17 protein-coding genes and 1 pseudogene are annotated in these 18529 nt (G+C 65.1%); 17 read left to right on the top strand and 1 reads right to left on the bottom strand.

The features are described 5' to 3' along the window. Positions 1–3 precede the first annotated feature (3 nt). From tssF to PSV38_RS18355, 8 genes are read left to right on the top strand one after another with little or no spacing between them, the layout of a single operon-like run. Positions 4–1878: a type VI secretion system baseplate subunit TssF gene (tssF, locus tag PSV38_RS18390; protein WP_300550039.1), complete on the top strand. Its 1875-nt coding sequence runs from the start codon at positions 4–6 to the stop codon at positions 1876–1878. Continuing rightward, the gene (gene tssG / locus PSV38_RS18385; protein ID WP_300550037.1) at positions 1878–2930 is read left to right on the top strand and encodes a type VI secretion system baseplate subunit TssG; all 1053 of its coding nucleotides are present in this window, start codon (positions 1878–1880) and stop codon (positions 2928–2930) included. The genes tssF and tssG overlap by 1 nt, the downstream gene beginning before the upstream one ends. Before the next feature lie 30 nt (positions 2931–2960). Beyond that, a complete protein-coding gene (gene tssH, locus PSV38_RS18380) occupies positions 2961–5693 on the top strand; it encodes a type VI secretion system ATPase TssH (protein ID WP_300550035.1) in 2733 nt (910 codons plus the stop codon). Positions 5694–5724: 31 nt separating this feature from the next. Then, positions 5725–6120, top strand: coding sequence for a hypothetical protein (locus tag PSV38_RS18375; protein WP_300550033.1), 396 nt, complete (start codon positions 5725–5727; stop codon positions 6118–6120). Between the two features lie 14 nt (positions 6121–6134). After that, positions 6135–7145, top strand: coding sequence for a M35 family metallo-endopeptidase (locus PSV38_RS18370; protein WP_300550031.1), 1011 nt, complete (start codon positions 6135–6137; stop codon positions 7143–7145). Then, positions 7142–7570 (top strand): hypothetical protein, encoded by a 429-nt coding sequence (locus PSV38_RS18365; RefSeq protein ID WP_300550029.1) that lies wholly within the window; start codon positions 7142–7144, stop codon positions 7568–7570. Before PSV38_RS18370 ends, PSV38_RS18365 begins: the two co-directional genes overlap by 4 nt. Positions 7571–7598: 28 nt before the next feature. Then, positions 7599–8606, top strand: coding sequence for a hypothetical protein (locus PSV38_RS18360; protein ID WP_300550028.1), 1008 nt, complete (start codon positions 7599–7601; stop codon positions 8604–8606). Positions 8607–8614: 8 nt separating this feature from the next. Then, entirely contained in the window at positions 8615–9511 is an 897-nt protein-coding gene (locus tag PSV38_RS18355) for a hypothetical protein (RefSeq protein ID WP_300550026.1), read from the top strand. Here PSV38_RS18355 and PSV38_RS18350 read toward each other — a convergent pair. Next, positions 9486–10859, bottom strand: a complete 1374-nt coding sequence (locus PSV38_RS18350; RefSeq protein ID WP_300550024.1) for a type VI secretion system contractile sheath large subunit — start codon at positions 10857–10859, stop codon at positions 9486–9488. The two genes, PSV38_RS18355 and PSV38_RS18350, sit on opposite strands and share 26 nt — an antisense overlap. 114 nt (positions 10860–10973) lie before the next feature. On the opposite strand from PSV38_RS18350, the gene PSV38_RS18345 reads away from it, so the two are divergent. From PSV38_RS18345 to PSV38_RS18310, 9 genes and pseudogenes are all read left to right on the top strand, one after another. Then, the gene (locus PSV38_RS18345) at positions 10974–12242 is read left to right on the top strand and encodes a tetratricopeptide repeat protein (protein ID WP_300550022.1); all 1269 of its coding nucleotides are present in this window, start codon (positions 10974–10976) and stop codon (positions 12240–12242) included. A 15-nt stretch (positions 12243–12257) separates the two neighbouring features. Further along, entirely contained in the window at positions 12258–14255 is a 1998-nt protein-coding gene (locus PSV38_RS18340; protein WP_300550020.1) for a type VI secretion system tip protein VgrG, read from the top strand. A 6-nt stretch (positions 14256–14261) separates the two neighbouring features. Then, positions 14262–15434 carry a DUF6861 domain-containing protein gene (locus PSV38_RS18335; RefSeq protein ID WP_300550019.1) on the top strand — a complete coding sequence of 391 codons (1173 nt, stop codon included), beginning with the start codon at positions 14262–14264 and terminating at the stop codon, positions 15432–15434. Then, on the top strand, positions 15431–15712 hold the full coding sequence (locus tag PSV38_RS18330; RefSeq protein WP_300550017.1) for a hypothetical protein: 282 nt from the start codon (positions 15431–15433) through the stop codon (positions 15710–15712). Before PSV38_RS18335 ends, PSV38_RS18330 begins: the two co-directional genes overlap by 4 nt. Beyond that, a pseudogene (locus tag PSV38_RS20470) lies at positions 15690–15857 on the top strand (hypothetical protein); the annotation flags it as partial. The gene PSV38_RS18330 and the pseudogene PSV38_RS20470, both read left to right, overlap by 23 nt. Next, the gene (locus PSV38_RS18325) at positions 15838–16083 is read left to right on the top strand and encodes a hypothetical protein (protein WP_300550015.1); all 246 of its coding nucleotides are present in this window, start codon (positions 15838–15840) and stop codon (positions 16081–16083) included. The pseudogene PSV38_RS20470 and the gene PSV38_RS18325, both read left to right, overlap by 20 nt. Continuing rightward, positions 16080–16193, top strand: a complete 114-nt coding sequence (locus tag PSV38_RS18320) for a PoNe immunity protein domain-containing protein (protein ID WP_300550014.1) — start codon at positions 16080–16082, stop codon at positions 16191–16193. The genes PSV38_RS18325 and PSV38_RS18320 overlap by 4 nt, the downstream gene beginning before the upstream one ends. A 74-nt stretch (positions 16194–16267) precedes the next feature. Then, the gene (locus PSV38_RS18315) at positions 16268–16807 is read left to right on the top strand and encodes a DUF4123 domain-containing protein (protein WP_300550011.1); all 540 of its coding nucleotides are present in this window, start codon (positions 16268–16270) and stop codon (positions 16805–16807) included. A gap of 7 nt (positions 16808–16814) precedes the next feature. Continuing rightward, a complete protein-coding gene (locus tag PSV38_RS18310) occupies positions 16815–18524 on the top strand; it encodes a hypothetical protein (protein WP_300550009.1) in 1710 nt (569 codons plus the stop codon). Positions 18525–18529: the final 5 nt, after the last annotated feature.

Raw genomic sequence — 18529 nt, 5'->3', positions numbered from 1 at the left:
CCCATGGACCCGCGACTGCTGCGCTACTACAACCAGGAATTGCAGCATCTGCGCGAGATGGGGGCCGAGTTCGCCCAGCAGTTTCCGAAGATCGCCGGGCGCCTGGGCATCGATGGCATCGAGGTCAACGACCCGTATGTGGAGCGCCTGCTGGAGGGCTTTGCCTTCCTGACCGCGCGCGTGCAGCTCAAGCTGGATGCCGAGTTCCCGCGCTTCACCCAGCGCTTGCTGGAGATCGTGCACCCGCACTTCCTGGCGCCCACACCGGCCATGCTGATCGCGCAACTGCAGCCCGACCTGGGCGACAGCAACCTGGCGCGCGGCGTGACCGTGCCGCGTGGCAGCCCCATGCGCGGCAGCCAGGTCGCCAAGGACGAAACCGCCTGCCAGTTCCGCACCGCGCACGATGTGACCCTGTGGCCGCTGGAGATCACCGGGGTCGAGTACTTCAGCTACGCGGCCGACCTGCCCTTGTCCACCCTGTCGGTGGGCCGCAAGGTCAAAGGCGGCCTGCGCCTGAAGCTGCGCACCACGGCGGGCGTCAACTTCAGCCAGCTGGCCTTGAACGACCTGCGCCTGCACTTCAGCGGCAGCGACGACATCGCCTACAAGCTGCACGAGCGCGTGCTGGGCAGCACCATCGGCGCGCTGGTCATGCCCGGCGGCAAAGGCAGCACGCAGCACACCTTCATGCCCCCCACCACCGTGCAGCCCGTGGGCTTTGACGACGAGCACGCGCTGCTGCCCTTGAGCCTGCGCGGCTTTTCAGGCTACCGCTTGCTGCAGGAATACTTCGCTTTTCCGCAGCGCTTTTTGTTCTTCGACCTGAAGGGCGTGGGCGACGCGCTGCGCGCACAAGGCGGCACCGAGGCCGAGATCGTGCTGCTGTTCGACCGCGCCGATGCCTCGCTGGAGAGCGTGGTCGATGCCAGCAACCTGGCCCTGAACTGCACCCCGGCCATCAACCTGTTCGAGCGCCGCTGCGACCGCATCCACGTCACGCCCACGCAGAACGACTACCACGTGCTGGTGGATCGCACCCGGCCGATGGACTTCGAAATCTACGACCTGCTGGAGGTGAACGGCTATGGTGTGGGCATCGACAGCGAGCGGCGCTTTTTGCCGTTTTACGCGGCCTTCCACACCGAAGACCGCCAGCACAACGCCTACTACGCCATCCAGCGCGAACCGCGCCTGCTGTCCACCACGCAAAAGCGCAACGGCGCGCGCTCGTCCTACGTGGGCACCGAGATGTACATCTCGCTGGTCGACCCGCGCGAGGCGCCCTACCCCGGCGACCTTCGCCAACTCGGCCTGAGCGCCCTGTGCACCAACCGCGACCTGCCCTTGCTGATGCCGGTGGGCCTGGGTCAGAGCGACCTCACGCTGGACGACTCCGCACCCGTCAAGGCCATCCGCGTCATCAAGGGGCCGTCCAAGCCTTTGTCGGCCTTGCGCGATGGCGGCATCGCCTGGAAGTTCGTCAACCAGTTGTCGCTCAACTACCTGTCGCTGCTGGACACCGACGCGCATCAAGGCGCCGCCGCCTTGCGCGAGCTGCTGACCTTGTACGCCGACAACGGCGATGGCGGCATGCTCAAGCAGATCGAAGGCCTGCGCTCGGTCAGCACGCAGCCCATCGTGCGGCGCCTACCCATGCCGGGGCCCATCACCTTTGGGCGCGGCCTGGCCATCAACCTGGAGGTTGATGAAATGGCCTTCCAGGGCCTGAGCGCCTTCCTCTTCGGCTCCGTGCTGGAGAACTTCTTCGCGCGGCACGTGTCGATCAATGCCTTCACCGAAACCACGCTGCGCTCACAGTCGCGCGGTGACATCAAACGCTGGGTGCCGCGCGTCGGCACCCGGGCGATCATCTGATGACAGACGACGTGCGCCCCAGCGACCCGTTCGCGGCCCTGGCCGCCGAACCGTACCGCTACGACTTCTTCCAGGCCTTGCGCTGGATCGAAGCGGCGCACCCCGGCAAGCCGCGCCTGGGCACGGCCCGCAAGCCGGCCGATGAGCCCTTGCGCCTGGGCCAGACGGCCGACCTGGGCTTTGCGCCCAGCACCTTGTCGTCGTTCAAGTACGGTGTGAATGGTGCGGCGCCCCGCCTGGAGGTGCGCTTCTTTGGCCTGTTTGGCCCCAACGGCCCCTTGCCGCTGCACCTGACCGAGCACGCGCGCGAACGCATCCTGCACAAGGGCGACCACACTTTCTCGCGCTTCGCTGACCTGTTCCACCACCGGCTGTTGCTGCTGTTCTACCGCGCCTGGGCGCAGGCCCAACCCACCGTCAGCCTGGACCGGCCCAACCAAGACCGCTTCGCCGACTACGTGGGCTCGCTGGTGGGCATCGGTGGCCCCACCTGGCGCCAGCGCGATGCCGCCCCGGATCACATCAAGCTGTACTTCGCGGGCCAACTGTCGCGCCAGGTGCGCAATGCCGAAGGGCTGGAATCGCTGCTCAGCGGCTACCTGCGCCAACGCGTGCGCATTGAGACCTTCGTTGGCCACTGGATGACGCTGCCAGTCAGCGAACGCACGCGAATGGAGCGCGGCGGCGGCATCAGCTCGCAGCTCGGTTCGGGTGCCGTGCTGGGCGGCAAGGTCTGGGACCGGCAGCACAAGTTCCGCATCCACATCGGCCCGCTCAGCCTGGCCCAGTACGAAGCCTTCTTGCCCGATGGCCCCGCCATGGCCGGCGTGACCGCGCTGGTGCGCCAGTACTTCAGCATGGAGCTGGACTGGGACGTGCGCCTGCACTTGCGCAGCACCGACGTGCCCGCCACGCGCCCCGGCCTGAATGGCCGCCTGGGCTGGACCAGCTGGGTCGGCAAGCGCCGCCAGGCTGGCCACGCCGACTCGCTCACCCTGCACCCCGAATCCTGGCGAAGGCCTGCCAAAGGCCCCCGCGCCAACGCCGCTTAAACACAAACGATCAGACTGAAAGGATCCCCCATGGGAGAAATCAACCGCGTCACCCTGTTCGGCAAACTCAACAGCACCGGCTACAAGGCCGTCGAGGGCGCCACCGTGTTCTGCAAGTTGCGGGGCAATCCTTATGTCGAGCTGGAGCACTGGGTCGCGCAGATCGTGCAGAACCCCGACAGCGACTGGCACCGCATCATCAAGCACTACGGCCTGGACACCTCGGTGCTGGCCAAGGACATCACCACGGCACTTGACCGCCTGCCGCGCGGTGCCACGTCCATCTCCGACCTGTCGGACAACATCAGCCAGGCCGTTGAACGCGGCTGGGTGTATGGCTCGCTGATGTTCGGCGACAGCGCCGTGCGCACCGGCTATTTGCTGCTGGGCATGCTCAAGACCAGCTTCCTGCGCAACGCCCTGTTCGCCATCTCGCGCCAGTTCGAGAAGGTCAAGCCCGATGACCTGAGCGAGAACCTGGCCAAGATCATCGAAGGTTCGCCCGAAGACGGGCTGAGCGCCAGCGATGGCTCCGGCGTGGGCGGTGCGCCTGGTGAGGCCAGTGGCGCTTTGGCGCCCGCGCAGATGGGCAAGCAAGAGGCCCTGAAGAAGTTCACGGTGGACCTGACCGAACAAGCGCGCAGCGGCAAGATGGACCCCATCGTGGGCCGCGACGACGAGATCCGTCAGGTGGTCGACATCCTGATGCGCCGCCGTCAGAACAACCCCATCCTGGTGGGCGAGGCCGGTGTCGGCAAGACTGCCGTGGTCGAAGGCTTCGCGCAGCGCATCGCGCGCGGCGACGTGCCACCTTCGCTGAAAGACGTGGAGCTGCGCTCGCTGGACGTGGGCCTGCTGCAAGCCGGTGCCAGCATGAAGGGCGAGTTCGAGCAACGCCTGCGCGCCGTGATCGACGAAGTGCAAGCCAGCCCCAAACCCATCATCTTGTTCGTGGACGAGACTCACACGCTGGTCGGCGCGGGCGGTGCCGCTGGCACGGGCGACGCTGCCAATCTGCTGAAGCCTGCCCTGGCGCGCGGTACGCTGCGCACCATCGGGGCCACCACCTTCGCCGAGTACAAAAAACACATCGAGAAAGACCCGGCCCTGACCCGTCGCTTTCAGACCATACAGGTCGACGAGCCGGATGAAGCCAAGGCCATCTTGATGATGCGTGGCGTGGCCAGCACGATGGAAAAACACCACAAGGTGCAGATTCTGGACGAGGCACTGGAAGCCGCAGTGAAGCTGTCGCACCGCTACATCCCCGCACGCCAGTTGCCCGACAAGTCCGTCAGCCTGTTGGACACGGCCTGTGCCCGCGTGGCCGTCAGCCTGCACGCCACCCCCGCCGAGGTGGACGATTGCCGCAAGCGCATTGAAGCGCTGGAAACCGAACTGGGCATCATCGCTCGCGAAAAAGCCATTGGCATCGACATCGGCAAACGCGAGACCGATGCCACCGAACTGCTGGCGAGTGAGCGCGTGCGCCTGGCCGCATTGGATGAGCGCTGGAACGCCGAGCGCACCCTGGTTGACGAATTGCTGGCCCTTCGCGCCAAGCTGCGCGCCGGCATCCGCCCCGTTGAAGGCACGGGCAGCACGCTGGAGGCCGCCGCCGAAGCCGTCGCCCCCGATGCCGTGGCACCCAACGACGAAGCCCTGGAAGCCGAACGCGTTGCGCTGCTGGCCCAACTCAACATCGTGCAAGACAAGCTGACCGCCCTGCAAGGCGAGACGCCGCTGATCCTGCCCACGGTGGATTACCAGGCCGTGGCCGCTGTGGTGGGCGACTGGACCGGCATCCCCGTGGGTCGCATGGCACGCAACGAAGTCGAAACCATCTTGAAGGTGTCGTCCTTGCTGGCCCAACGCGTGATCGGTCAAGACCACGCGATGGACATGATTGCCAAGCGCATTCAAACCTCCCGAGCTGGCCTGGACAACCCCAGCAAGCCCATTGGCGTGTTCATGCTGGCGGGCACCTCGGGCGTTGGCAAAACCGAGACCGCACTGGCCTTGGCGGAAGCTTTGTATGGCGGTGAGCAGAACCTCATCACCATCAACATGAGTGAGTACCAAGAGGCCCACACCGTGAGCACGCTGAAGGGCGCGCCTCCCGGCTACGTGGGCTATGGCGAAGGCGGCGTGCTGACCGAAGCCGTGCGCCGCAAGCCCTACAGCGTGGTGCTGCTCGATGAGGTCGAGAAGGCCCACCCCGATGTGCACGAGATGTTCTTCCAGGTGTTTGACAAGGGCTTCATGGAAGACGGCGAAGGCCGCTTCATCGACTTCAAGAACACCTTGATTTTGTTGACGACCAATGCTGGCACCGACCTGATCGCGGGCCTGTGCAAAGACCCCGACCTGATGCCCGATCCCGAAGGCATGGCCAAGGCCCTGCGCGAGCCGCTGCTCAAGATCTTCCCGCCCGCGCTGCTGGGCCGACTGGTCGCGATCCCCTACTACCCACTGTCGGATGTGATGCTGGGCCAGATCGTCAAGCTGCAGCTGAACCGCATCAAAAAGCGCGTGGAAGCCCGCTACAAGATCCCCTTCAACTACAGCGAGGACGTGGTCAAGCTGGTCGTGTCGCGCTGCACCGAAGGCGAATCGGGCGGCCGCATGATCGACGCGATCCTGACCAACACCATGCTGCCCGATGTCTCGCGCGAGTTCCTCACGCGGATGATGGAAGGCCAGGAGATCAAGGGCGTGAACGTTGGCGTGAGCAACGGCGAGTTTTCTTACGATTTCAATTGAACTTCAACCCGACGAAAACAGGAGAGTGACCATGGCTGGATACGTGTACAACTGGGGTGACGCCGACGTCACCGATGCGATGGCCTCCGTGAAGTGCGCGGGCATGATCAGCGAGGCGGGTGCGGATGGTTACGGGGGCACCAACTGGTGCTTCACCATCGTTGGCGCGGAAGGCCAACAGTGGCACGCCCACCTGAATGGCGGCAAGGATGGCCGCAAGGTCAATGTGCTTCGCTACAAGAAGTCCAGCTCGGACGCGGGAGGCAGCAATGTCATCAAGTTCCTGGACACGGGCTCGGGCTACCCCACCAGCAAAGAGAACATGAAGCGCTTGGCCAGCGTTTGCGGCACCGACTACCCAAAGTTCAACAAGCTGTTGACGGCGCTCGCCCAGGCACTGGACACCTACGTCATCGCCAACCCCTGACACCAGGAGGCCCCATGAACGTCTTCACCGAGGTCTACAACAAGTCGGTTGATCTGCTGAAAGCGCCCACCCTGGACGACAGCTGGAAAACCATCGAGGCCAACCTCAAGACCTTGCTGGAAGCCGACGGCCCCAACGCCGGCAAGGCCAAGGTGCTGGATGACTTGCGCGACCAGCTCAAGAAAGCCAGCAAGGGCAAGGCCGTGGCCAAAACCGCCATGGCCGAAGAGATCGCCAAGGCCAGCAAGGCGGGCACCGTCGGCTACCAGGACCGCGCGGCCCTCATCAAGACCATGCAGCACTTCCACATGGTCGAGAAAAAAGGCGGCCAAAGCATCTGGGTGGTCGATCCGCCCAAAGCCTTCGTCACCTGGCCTTACGACCAGTTGGCGGGCAAGAGCGAAGCCGACCTGAAGGCCGAGTTGCAGTCCGACACCGAGGTGTTTGGCAAGGGCAACCGCAAGATGATGTCGGACTCGTTGCAACTGGCCCGCAAGTGGTCGGCCGACGTCCAGATCAAATTGGGCGCGCCCAACGCCAAGACGCTGGAGAAGATCAAGCGCTGGTTCCATGCCGATGGCGCGTCGGCCGATGAGATCGCGGCCACGGCCAAAACCCTGGCCGATGGCTTCAAGAAGATCCACGCCAGCTGCAATTCTTCGCGCGTGATTTTCTCGGATCGGCCGCACCTGCGGGCCAGCGGCGAATGGGACAACGTGTACGCCTCGGTCAATGAGGCCGACGCCATGCCCGTCATCTACATCTTCCAGGTGTTCCTGACCACGGGCAAGCGCAATGCGCTGGGCAGCATTCCCAAGCTGTGGCTGTGCGCGCTGACCGTGGTGCACGAGTTGTCGCACAAGCTGCTCAAGACCGACGACATCCGCTATGACGATGACGGCCTCAAGCCGGGTGACAGCTTCACGGCCGAACAGGCCCTCAAGAATGCCGACAGCTGGGCCTACTTTGCCGCCGACATGGTGGGGGCCTTGACCCCAGGCACGATCACCAAGGTGCTGACATGACCGCGAGGCCGACCGCGCTCTCAAGCATGCTCTTGCTGCTGAGCCTGTCGGCCTGTTCATGCCCCACCACACAAGCAGCCGCCCCCCAGGAGAAGACCATGGAAAGCCCCAAACGCCGAGTCCCCAATGTTGCCCCCGTGGTGGCGGGCAACACCCGCTATGAAGTCGTGCGCGGCGCCCGCTCACGCGGCTTTGCACAGAACGGTGGCGTCATCGCGGCCATCGACGTGGCCAGCGGCAAAGAGCTTTGGACGCTGATGCTTTACGAAACCGCCTACGACGCCCAGGAAGAGAAAGACGTGCAAGACCGCTTCATCACCGAGATGAGCCTGAGCACCGACCGCCAAAGCCTGCTGGTCAAAAGCGAGAACAAGAAGACCTACCTGGTCAAGCTGGCCGACCGCGCCGTCACCGTTCAACCCTGACCCCACCTCTTCAAGGCAGTAACACTCCATGGCCACCACCACCCTGACCCGCGCTGACTACATCGGCATGGGCGCGATCGCCAATGCCCGCCGCGATCTCCTGTCGCAAACCTTCAAAGGCACCAAGCTCAAGTTCGGCTCCACCGACAAGGTGGCCGTGGCCAAGAAGCTGCTGACTTCGGCCAAGAAAGCGCGCTCCTCGACCAACAAGCTCACAGGCCCGGCCAAGACCACGGCCAGCAGCGTCTCGGCCATCCCGGGTGTTGAAAAAGCGGTGAAGGAATTCATCGTGCAGTGCGCCGACCTGGACGGCATCGAGGACGTGATCGAGGCCATCACCTCGGCCGTGCTGGCCGACATCATTGCCGAGATCGTGCCCGTGGTCGGCGTGCTCGTCAGCGGGGGCAAGCTCGCCAAAGCGGGCAAGGCCGTGGTCGAAGACGGCTACAACCTGTACCAGTGCCGCAACTACAAGAAGGGCTTCCTGCGGGGCGACCCGGTGGCCGCGGCCGAGGCGGTGCAGATCCTCATCCAGCGCGACCTGGCCAGGCACTCGATCCAGTTGGCCCAGCAGGCCACGGCCACCGGCGCCAAGATCGCCGGGCTGTTCGCCGACATGGGCACCGGCACCACGGCCGCCATCGGTCTGGCCAATGCCCTGGCCAGCCTGGGCCTGGAGTTGTTCTCGCTGGGCCTGTCCATCAAGGACATGCGCGCGGGCAACCGCCGCCTGGCCACGCCTGAAACGCTGGACCTCACGGTGTTCGAAGATTGCCCCATCCTGGGCTGCTACCTGCTGACCTGCGCCGACACCTCGTCGGTGGCCAACTTCTTCGTGGCCGACATTGGCCTGCCCGGCTGGATGGACAAGGTCGAGAAGATCAAGAAGACGCAGATGGACCCGATGCTCAAGATCGCGCGCAAGAACATCGCGTCCTCGCGCATCCAGCTGGAAGGGCTGTCGCAGAACAAGGCCACGCACCAGAGCAAGGGCTTCTTTGCATCGATCAAGCGCAAGGCCGCCAAACTGGTGTGAGCCACGCCATGCGCCTGGAATGCGTGGTGTGCGGCACCGTCGTGCTCACCACGCGATCACCTGGCGCGACGGGGCCTTACCCCATCTGCCACGCGGTGCCCTGCCGCATGGTGCTGGACCAGCGCGCCACGATGGGCGAGGCGGCGTTTCAGAGGCACCTGCATTGGCGGGCCAAGAACACGCGTGAGCAACGCGCCCGCGCCCGTGCCGAGGACGAGCGCCTGCAGGCGTGGACCGAGGCCGAGTCCGCGGAGAACGCTGGCCATTGGGCTGCGGTCGAGGCCGTGTTGCCCGGGCATCGGCCGGATCAGTTCATTCGGCTGGCACTGCCCAGCGGGCCCGCGCGCCCGCGCAAACTGGCACAGCGCCGCCGTCAACATTACCTTGATCACTTGACAGCGGTCATCGCGCAGGCCTTCTTGCCCGGCGATGAAGTGCCGCCTGCAGACACCGTGGCCGTTGATGCCCGATCAACACTGCCCGGCCAGGTGTGCGCCCTGTGCCGTGGTGGCTGCTGCACAAGGGGCGGGGACACCGCCTACCTCTCGGCCGACACGGTGCGCCGCTTCATGGCGCAACAGCCGCATTGGCAGCCCGCGCAGGTGCTGTCGGCTTACCTGGACCGCCTGGCCCCCAAAACCCTGGTGGGCTCCTGCATCAACCACACGGCCGGTGGTTGCGCCTTGCCGCGCGAGATGCGCTCGGACGTCTGCAATCGCTACCTGTGCGAATCGCAGAAGGCGCTGCTGGAGCGCCTGGATGAAGCCCCCGCGCTGCGGGGCGTGGTGGTGGTTCAGCGCCGCCAGGACCACTGGAGCCGCCACCGGCCGGAACTCGACAACGGCATCGTCGGCTCGGCCACCATCACCGAATCGGGCATCAGCCCATGGCCTGGAAACTCATGACGCGCACCGCGTTGCGGTGCTTGTAGCTCAGCAAGGGCATGAGGCCCAAAGCCAGCAGGCGGTCGCCCACGGTCTCGCTCAGGTTGGCCTCGGCGCACGGCAGCAAGTGCTTTTCGCCATCGCGCTCCAGCACGTAGGCGGGCAGGTCTTCCACATCACGCAGGTCGCCCACGCGCATGATCCAGCCTCGGTCCATGAAGGATTGGCCAATGAGTTGCGCGCAGGCCAGCGCGCCATTGCCCCACAGGGCGTGCTCGTGCGCGAAAGCGGGCACCATCTCTTCAAAAGGCCCGGCCGCGATGGGATCGGTGGCCTGGCCATAGGGCAGGCGCAACAGGATGCGCGGCCAGGCCAGGTGCACGCTGGCCGCTTCGGGGGTGCGTCGGAAAGCGTCCCAGCGCGCTTGCTCGTCCAGGGCCATGCCGGGCCACTGTGCAGGGTCTGCGCCATCCGCCAAAGAGGCCAGGCCGACCACGGCCGGTTGCGCCGCGGCCATGAAGGTGCTACCCACTTGGCGGGCCAAGGCGCCCAGCGCGGCCAGCAGGCTCAGGTCGGCGGCCGAAGGGCCGAACGCTTGCAAGCCCACGACCAGCGCCACGGCGGGCGCGCCCGCTTCGTCGGCCTCGGCCAAACGCTGAAGCGCTTGCGCCAGGCTGGTCTTGCTGGCGTCGCCCTGGGAGGCGTCCACATCGGCCTGCAACTCGGCCTGGCCCACGTCCAGCAGGTACAACTGCAAGTCGCCGTCCAGGTCCAGGCTGCGCACCAGTTGCTGCACGCCCAGCCAGGCGGCTTCAAGCGCTTGAAAGGCCGGGTGGTGCAACACCGCGCGCCACAGATCGGCCTGGGCGGCTTGTTGCGCCGCCACGGACTGGGCGTGGCCCGCCGACACTTCGGGCACCAGGGACGGCGCCACGATGCGCTGAATCAAGGCATCGAGGCCGGTGCTGACCGCAGGCTCGGGCTTGCGGCCCAGCAGGCGCTCCAGGGTCGAGGCATCGTTCTCGCGCGGGGCCGAAGCCGGTGCGGCCGAGGGTGCCGAGGCCACAGCGACCGGCGCGGTCAGGCTCACAGTCGGCAAGCGTCCCGCCAGTTGATCGGGGTGGAAATCGTCCAACGCGCTGAATGCCAGCTCAAGCCGGTCATTCACCGCGCCCGGCCAAGGCAAGGACAAGGCCGGCGCCAGGCGCTTGAACACGGCCTCGAAGTTGTCGATGTCCACGCGCTGAGGCGCGCGCTGCGCCAGTGGCTTGGCCTGGACCAGCCCCCGCAGGCCATGCCCGCTGAAGTCACCCAGCACCACGATCCGAAAGGGCCCGTCGTGTAATCCAAAATCCAATCGTCCTGTCATGACCCCACCCCCAAATAATTGCCGACATAATGGGACATGCCCGCCAAAAGACACTCAAGTTTGCCTGGAAAAGCGCTTCAGCACGTCAGCTTGAAAGACGCCTTGCCCATCGCAATGCAATTGCATCAAAACGGCCACATGGCGGCGGCCCAGCAAATGTATGAACGCATTTTGCGGCTCACCCCACGGCAAGCCAACGCGGTGCACTTCCTGGGCGTGCTGCACCACCAGATGGGCCGCAGCGATCAGGCCGTCAAACACATCCGCCGCTCCATCGAGCTCGACCCCAAGGTGCCCGATTGGTATAACAACCTGGGCAATGTGCTGCTCGAATCAAAACGCCTGGCCGAGGCCGCCGATGCTTACGAACAAGCGGCCGAGATGTCGCCCAGCAACGCCACCATCCTGAACAATCTGGGCGCCCTGCGTCGTGCGCAAGAGCGCTTTGACGAAGCGGAGGTGGCCTACACCAAGGCCCTGGCCCTGGACCCCGCGCGCCCCGAGGCCCACAACAACCTGGGCAACCTGCTGCGGCTGCAGGGCCGCACGCAAGAATCCTTGCAGCACTTCTGCGAAGCCCTGATCCTCAACCCCAAGCAGCACCACGCCCGCAAGATGCTGGGCATCGCGTACTACACGCTCAGGCGCTTCGAAGAAGCCGCCAAGGTCTACCGCGAATGGCTGGCCGAGGAGCCCGACAACCCCGTGCCCAAGCACTACCTGGCCGCCTGCACCGGGCAGGACGTGCCCGAGCGCGCCGACGATGCCTATGTGGCCAACACCTTCGACGAGTTCGCCGACAGCTTCGACGCCAACCTGGAAATGCTCACCTACCGCGCGCCCCAACATGTCGCCGACGTGGTCAAGCGCCTGGGCGGCACCCCGGCCAAACAATGGCGGGTGCTGGACGCCGGTTGCGGCACCGGCCTGTGTGGCCCGCTGATCGCGCCCTATGCGCAGCGCCTGGTCGGCATCGACCTGTCGGGCCAGATGCTGGCCAAGGCCCAACCCAGGCAGGTGTACGACGAGTTGATCCAGGCCGAGCTGACGGCATTCCTGCAGTCACAGCACCAAGCCCATGACCTGATTGTGTCGGCCGACACCCTGTGCTACTTTGGCAAACTGGAAGCGGTGTGCCAAGCCGCTCGGCGCGCCCTGGCCCCCGGCGGCTGGTTGATCTTCACCGTGGAGAGCCTGGAAGGCGGCGATGCTGCAGAGCAGTACCACCTCAATCCCCACGGCCGCTACAGCCACCGCCGCGAGTACGTCGAGCAAGTGCTTGGCCAGGCGGGCTTCGAGCACCTTGGCGCCGAAGCCATCCACCTTCGCAACGAAGGCGGCGTGCCCGTGCCAGGCTGGCTCTTCACCGCACAACACCCCTAACCTCAGGACCCCACCATGCCCGTACCCCCTCGCCTGATGGAGATCAGCACGCCGCTGGGCAACGACGTGCTGCTGATGCGATCCATGTCGGCCACCGAGTCGCTGGGCCAGCTTTACGAGTTCAACATCAGCGCGCTGTCTGACGACAAAGGCATCGCGGTCAACGACCTGCTGGGCAAGCCCATCACCGTCAAGCTGGAGCTGGCCGATGGCGGCCAGCGCGAGTTCAGCGGCATCGTCACGCGCTTTGGCCAGGTGGGCTTTGTGGGCCGCTTGTTCGAGTACCAACTGGTGGTGTGCCCCTGGTTGTGGCTGCTCACGCGCACCCACGACTGCCGCGTTTTCCAGAACAAGTCGGTGCCCGACATCATCAAGCAGATCTTCGAGAAGTACTCCTCCGACTTCTCGGACAAGCTGAGCGGCAGCCACCCGGTGCGCGATTATTGCGTGCAGTACCGCGAAAGCGATTTCAACTTCATCAGCCGCCTGATGGAAGAAGAAGGCATCTACTATTACTTCGAGCACAAGGACAGCAAGCACACGCTGGTGCTGGCCAACAAGGACAGCGCTCACACGCCCTACGCCGGCCATGCCGACATGGTTTACCGCGAGACGCTGTCCGGGGGCATCGACCTGGAGGCGATCACGCGCTGGCAGTTCAACCACGAGATCCGCACCGGCAAGGTCTCGCTGACCGACTACAACTTCACCACACCCTCGACCAACCTGCTGGCCAGCGCCGAGCTGGCGCGCTCGCACTCGCACGCCAGCGGCGAGGTTTACGACTACCCCGGCAGGCACCTGGTCAAGGCCGATGGCGAGCGCTATGCCAACTTGCGGCTGGAAGGCTTTCAGTCACTGCACGCCCAGGTGTATGGCGAAGGCAATGTGCGCGGCTTGGTCACCGGCTCGCGCTTCACGCTGAAAGAGTTCCCGCGCGAGGATCAGAACCGCGAGCACATCGTCACCTCCACCCGCATCCAGATGGGCTATGGCGAGTACGAAGGGCAAAGCGGCGCGGCGCCTTACTTCAATTGCCAGTTCACCGCACTGGACAGCCGCGAGGTGTTCCGCTCGCCCGATCGCGCCATCCGCGTGCGCGTGGCGGGCCCGCAAACCGCCATTGTGGTCGGCCCCAGTGGCGACGAGATCCACACCGACGAGTACGGCCGCGTGAAGATCCAGTTCTACTGGGACCGCGAAGGCAGCAAGAACGAGAACAGCTCCTGCTGGGTGCGCGTGTCATCGCCCTGGGCGGGCAAGAACTGGGGAATGATCAACATCCCCCGCATCGGGCAGGAGGTCGTGGTTGACTTCCTGGAAGGCGACCCGGACCAGCCGCTGATCACCGGCCGCGTCTACAACGCCGAACAGACGGTGCCCTACAAGCTGCCCGACCACGCCACGGTCAGCACGCTCAAGAGCCAGTCCAGCAAGGGCGGCAGCACCTCAACCTCGAACGAGTTGCGCTTCGAAGACAAGATGGGCTCCGAGCACGTCTGGCTGCAGGCCGAGAAGGACTTCCTGCGCAACGTCAAGAACGACTCGTCCCACTCGGTGGGCCACGACGAGTTCGTGACCATCAAGAACGACCTGACCGAGAAGGTCGGCAACGACCACCAGCTGGAGGTGGGCAAGGATTTCAAGCACAAGGTGGGCGGCGACATGCACTTGCAAACAGCCACCGACCTGATGATCAAATCGGGCGGCCAGTACAGCCTCAAGTCGGCCAAGGACCTGGCGGGTGAAGCAGGCACCGGCGTGTCTTTCAAGGCCGGCACCGATGTGCACATCAAGGCTGGCATGAACGTCACCCTGGAGGCCGGCGTGATGCTCACGCTCAAGGCCGGTGGCAGCTCCATCGTGCTGGGCCCGGCCGGGGTGTCTATCGTGGGCGCGCCCCTGGTCAACATCAACTCTGGCGGTGGTGGCAGCGGCGCGCAACCCGTGGCACCGGCAGCCCCGGCCGACCCGGCCGCGCCCAAGGATTTCGCGGACCCGCTGGCGTCCTGATCCGCCATGAGCCGCTGGACCAACTGGCTGGGGCCACTGGATTGCACCGACAACCTCAAGGCGTTGAAAGAGGCCTATGAGATCGGGGTGATGGAGATGCCTGGTGAGGTTTACAAGGAGACGGGCTACCAGGTGGCCGCCTTCATGCAAGGCCTGATCCCCATGCTGATGCAGGTGCTCATCGCCTTGAGCGCCTCCACCGCACTGGGCGGGGCCATTGGCGCGGCGGTGGGCGTGTTCTTTGGCGGGGCCGGGGCCATTCCTGGTGCGGCCTTTGGCGCCCAGGCGGGCTTTGACCTGGGGGTGCTCGTCATCACCTGGCTGGGCTTGGCCTTTCTGATCGAGGCCATTGGGCATGGCATGGTCGAGCTGACATCATTGTTGACGCAGGCCGTTCGGCGTGCATGGGACGCGCCCAACACGCCGCAATCGCGCCAGCAGATCAGGCTGGCCGGACAGGATCTGGCCCGCTGCGGCGCGATCCTGATGCGCTTGATATTGCAAGGCATCGTCGCCTGGCTGAGCAAGGGCGCGGCCACCAGCACGCTCACACGCAGTGAAGCATCGATGGCGCGGCTGACGGCGGAGTTGCGCCAGAGCAAGCTGGGGCCGCAGTTCACCGGCTGGATCGAAGCCAACATCGAGCGGCTGATGAGCGATCCGCGCTTGAAGCCGCACCGGGGGCGGGGCTCGGCGGCCAAGGAGGTGGTGTCGGAGGCGCAGTCGCCGAGCAAGCTGGCGAATCGGCCAAAGGAAGCCGTGGTGGAGGCCCCGAAGCCGCCTTTGCGACGAGTCGTATCTTCTGCAGAAGCAGAGCAAATGCTCATTGAGCATGGCCTCAGCCCAGGAAGGGCAAAAGACTACGTTGCGTCTTTCGAGGGCCAAATTACCGCAAGAGAAGTAAAAGTAGGGGAGAAATTCCTCAGGTATACCGACATTCCTGACAGCAAAGGCAGTTTCCTCACGACCAAGATTTTTGGGTCGCCTCAACAAGCGGCGAGAGGTTTATATCTTGAGCCATATGGAAATAATGCCAGCTTGGTTCAAGAGGTGTTCGCCACAAAAACTTCTACGGTGCTGGAGGGGGCAATTGCCAATGGAGTCCCACCCGGCACGACCCAGACATTGATCATGGATAGGACTGGATTTTTAATCGGCGGGGGAGTTTTACATCCATGAAAACCAAACTTGAACTACTAGAAGCATTGCGCGCCTTCGCTCACGAACTGGAGCACCCCCTGACTCAAGGTGAACTGAAGAACGGATGGACATCCGCCGCTCAGCAAGCATTCACTCAACTCACCAACGAGCTGATAAGGAAAATTGAAAACAATGAGCCCCTCCCAAAACTAAGCCTATCGCGGGGACTCGATTCCTGGGGCGTTACCGATGGAGCATTGGTAGAGGCTGCAGCCATCATTTCAAACGCTCTTCGTGAATTCAAGGCAGGGCCATGAGGTTTTCTCACAGGCGTTGCGGATTATCAAATCTGCGAGAATTCTTCAAGGTCGGCGTGGCCATCGTGGGATCCCGGGCTTGATTCAGGCCTTGATCGCACTGGCGGCCAGCACGGCGCTGGGCGGTGCGATCGGTGCGGTGGTCGGCGCCTTCTTTGGTGGTGCTGGCGCCATTCCTGGTGCGGTGGGGGGTGGGCTTCCTGGCCTATTCCATCGGGCACAGCCTGGGCGAACTCACGGCCTTGCTGGAGCTGGCCGTGCGCCGCTCCTGGGATGCCCCGAACTCGCCACAGCCTCGCACGCAGATCCGACTGGCGGGCAAAGACTTCGCCCGCAGCGGCGCCACCCCCACACAGACTGTCTTGAAATGATCGAGGCCGCCGGAGTGGTGGCAGCCTTCGGCATGGATGACGTCTCCTTCCAAGATATGCGTTATTACCCCAAAGACCTGGTGGCCTATCACCGCGCACGCCAAAACTGACTCCGGCGCAAACACCCCTCAAAAGGCGCGATTTTTTCGATACCCTCGGGGGCACTGTCATTTGGAGTGTCCCCTTGTCCGCACCGTCTTCTTTGCCCCAGCAAAAAGCCACCCTGTGGACCCAGTCCGACGCGCACGTCTACGCGGTGATCGATGCCTCGCAGGTGCCCGGCCTGCCCGAGGCGCTGCTCAAAGCCGACATCCTGGGCTGGGACTGCCTGCACCGTGGCGCCTTGCCGCCCGATGAAGCCGCCAAGGCCCCCTACCTGGTCGAGCTGAAACCCAACTCGCCCTTCACCGATTGGCTGCTGACCGAGGCCAGCGCCACCATGGAGAACTGGGGCGTGCTGGTGGTCAGCGCCCTGGGCCTGCGCCCATTGCGCGAACACCTGCGCGACCTGAACGAAGCGCAAACGCCACAAGGCCAGCGCTTCACCCTGCGCTGGTACGACCGCCGCATCCTGCGCGTGCTGCTGCCCAGCTTGTCGGCCCCGCAGTTGCTGCAGTTCTTCGGCCCCATCACTGCCATCGCCCAACCCACCCCAAAAGCGTGGACGTGGTGGCGTGAAAGCGTCGGCCAGTTGATGACCGACACCCGAACCCTGGCAGGATGAACACCCCATGCTGTCATTGAGCCCCCAACAAATGGACCTGCTCGCGCAGGTGGCCCGCGAACGCTTCGTGCACCGCGTGGCCGCCTACTTCGCGCTGCAATGGCCCGCCATGCTGGAACGCCTGGGCGATCGCTACGGCGCCTTCATCGACCTGGCCGTGCAGCACGCGCAAAAGCACCAACTGGCCGAGGGGCCCTGCGTGGCCCGCTACGTCAACCTGTGGTTCGTGTGGGGCCCGGCCTTTGAAGACAAGCCCGGCTTTGAATGGGCCAAGGACATCCTGGGCGATGCCCGCCGCAGCGAGTTCATCAAGCCCCACCAACTGGTGCGCCGCACGCTCGATGAGTTGCAACGCCTGCACGCCGCCAGCGCAGGCCGCCCCCACACCGGCCTGCCGCCCGCCGATTTCGAAGCCGCCGACGCGCGCGTGGTGGCCGATCTGGCCGACCTGGGCCGCCTGGGCGACGTCGTGCCCAGCCACGTGCAAGTGGCCCGCATCAGCTGCGACCTGGACGCCGTCGACATCGGCACCATCGACACCGCCTGGCGCCACGAATACCGCCTGACCGACAAGGACTGGCAACGCGTGCCCGGCCCGGCCGCCCCGCCCCGCTTGCGCATCGACACCGCCCAGCCCTTGCCGCCCCAACACCTGAACGTGCTGACCCATGCCCCCGGCGAAGGCCCGCCCGCGCGCCTGCAAGTGAAGGTGCGCGCTTTGGGCGGCTGTGGCGACCACACCCATCCCCGCGTCGCCTTCACCGGCGGGCATGGCCTGTGGGAGTGGCGCGGCCACGAAGCCACCGCCGTGAGCTGGCCCGTGCACGCCGCCCCCACCTTGCCCGTGCTTGATGGCTTGGTCGCAGGCATTGCCCACGAGGGCGCGCCGCAATGGCACACCCTGCAGATCGCCAGTTGCGGCCTGCGCGACCATGGCGCCCCATTGGGCGAGTTGTCCACCCAGGTGCTGAGCTACCCTGCCGACCAATGGCTGCTGGAGTTGCGCCACACCACCAAGCCCGCCACCTGTCGGCTGGAGCGCGACGGCATCGCGCAAGATGGCAGCGCCTGGCAACGCGGCTTTGCCCGCCTGCACGATGACTTCAAGGCCAGCACCGACCAACTGTTGTTGGCCTTTGAGCGCACCAGCGGCGCCACCGCTGCGCAACTGGACATCGAGCCATCCCTGATGGCGGGCCAGGCCGGCCTGAGCTGGGGCTGGCGCGAAGGCCCCCAAGGCCTGGTCGACGACCCCATCATGCGGCTGGAAGGCTGGCTCGACATGGTCGCCTGCGCCCTGCAACTGCAGCTCAGCGGCGAACTCAGCCTGCTTGGCGCCCGCGCCCGTTTGCGCCTGCGTGCGCAAGGCAGCACACCCCTGCGCACCCGCATCCTGCGCAACAGCAAGCTGCCCCTGTTGCCCGAGGTGCTGGCCCCCACCGTGGTCAAGCTGCGCTATCCCTTCGAACTCGAGATGGACCCCATCGTCACCCCCGACCATGTCGCTCTGCACCCCACCCTGCCCGCCACCGGCGCCATCGTCGGTGAGGCCGGCTTGCGCGCCAAGCCTGGCCATGGCGGCGCTCAGCTCTTCCTGAACCTGCGGATCGAGCCCGTGGCCACCACCCTGGCCATCCACGACCCGGTGCTGGGCACCTCGCGGCAAGCGCGCCCGCTGCTGCCCGCCATGACCTTGCTGGATTGGAGCCTGGGCTGATGGAG

The organism is Aquabacterium sp. (assembly GCF_029946005.1).
Taxonomy (GTDB): domain Bacteria; phylum Pseudomonadota; class Gammaproteobacteria; order Burkholderiales; family Burkholderiaceae_C; genus Aquabacterium.
The sequence above is the reverse complement of the archived record's forward strand: the minus strand, read 5'-3'. Positions and strand labels throughout refer to the sequence as shown.

Coding starts and splice junctions, on each gene's coding strand:
- PSV38_RS18310 (WP_300550009.1), top strand. CDS start 16,815: ATGCTGTCATTGAGCCCCCAACAAATGGACCTGCTCGCGCAGGTGGCC.
- tssH (WP_300550035.1), top strand. CDS start 2,961: ATGGGAGAAATCAACCGCGTCACCCTGTTCGGCAAACTCAACAGCACC.
- PSV38_RS18360 (WP_300550028.1), top strand. CDS start 7,599: ATGGCCACCACCACCCTGACCCGCGCTGACTACATCGGCATGGGCGCG.
- PSV38_RS18350 (WP_300550024.1), bottom strand. CDS start 10,859: ATGACAGGACGATTGGATTTTGGATTACACGACGGGCCCTTTCGGATC.
- PSV38_RS18330 (WP_300550017.1), top strand. CDS start 15,431: ATGAAAACCAAACTTGAACTACTAGAAGCATTGCGCGCCTTCGCTCAC.
- PSV38_RS18365 (WP_300550029.1), top strand. CDS start 7,142: ATGACCGCGAGGCCGACCGCGCTCTCAAGCATGCTCTTGCTGCTGAGC.
- PSV38_RS18355 (WP_300550026.1), top strand. CDS start 8,615: ATGCGCCTGGAATGCGTGGTGTGCGGCACCGTCGTGCTCACCACGCGA.
- PSV38_RS18340 (WP_300550020.1), top strand. CDS start 12,258: ATGCCCGTACCCCCTCGCCTGATGGAGATCAGCACGCCGCTGGGCAAC.
- PSV38_RS18370 (WP_300550031.1), top strand. CDS start 6,135: ATGAACGTCTTCACCGAGGTCTACAACAAGTCGGTTGATCTGCTGAAA.
- tssF (WP_300550039.1), top strand. CDS start 4: ATGGACCCGCGACTGCTGCGCTACTACAACCAGGAATTGCAGCATCTG.
- PSV38_RS18375 (WP_300550033.1), top strand. CDS start 5,725: ATGGCTGGATACGTGTACAACTGGGGTGACGCCGACGTCACCGATGCG.
- PSV38_RS18320 (WP_300550014.1), top strand. CDS start 16,080: ATGATCGAGGCCGCCGGAGTGGTGGCAGCCTTCGGCATGGATGACGTC.
- tssG (WP_300550037.1), top strand. CDS start 1,878: ATGACAGACGACGTGCGCCCCAGCGACCCGTTCGCGGCCCTGGCCGCC.
- PSV38_RS18345 (WP_300550022.1), top strand. CDS start 10,974: ATGCAATTGCATCAAAACGGCCACATGGCGGCGGCCCAGCAAATGTAT.
- PSV38_RS18335 (WP_300550019.1), top strand. CDS start 14,262: ATGAGCCGCTGGACCAACTGGCTGGGGCCACTGGATTGCACCGACAAC.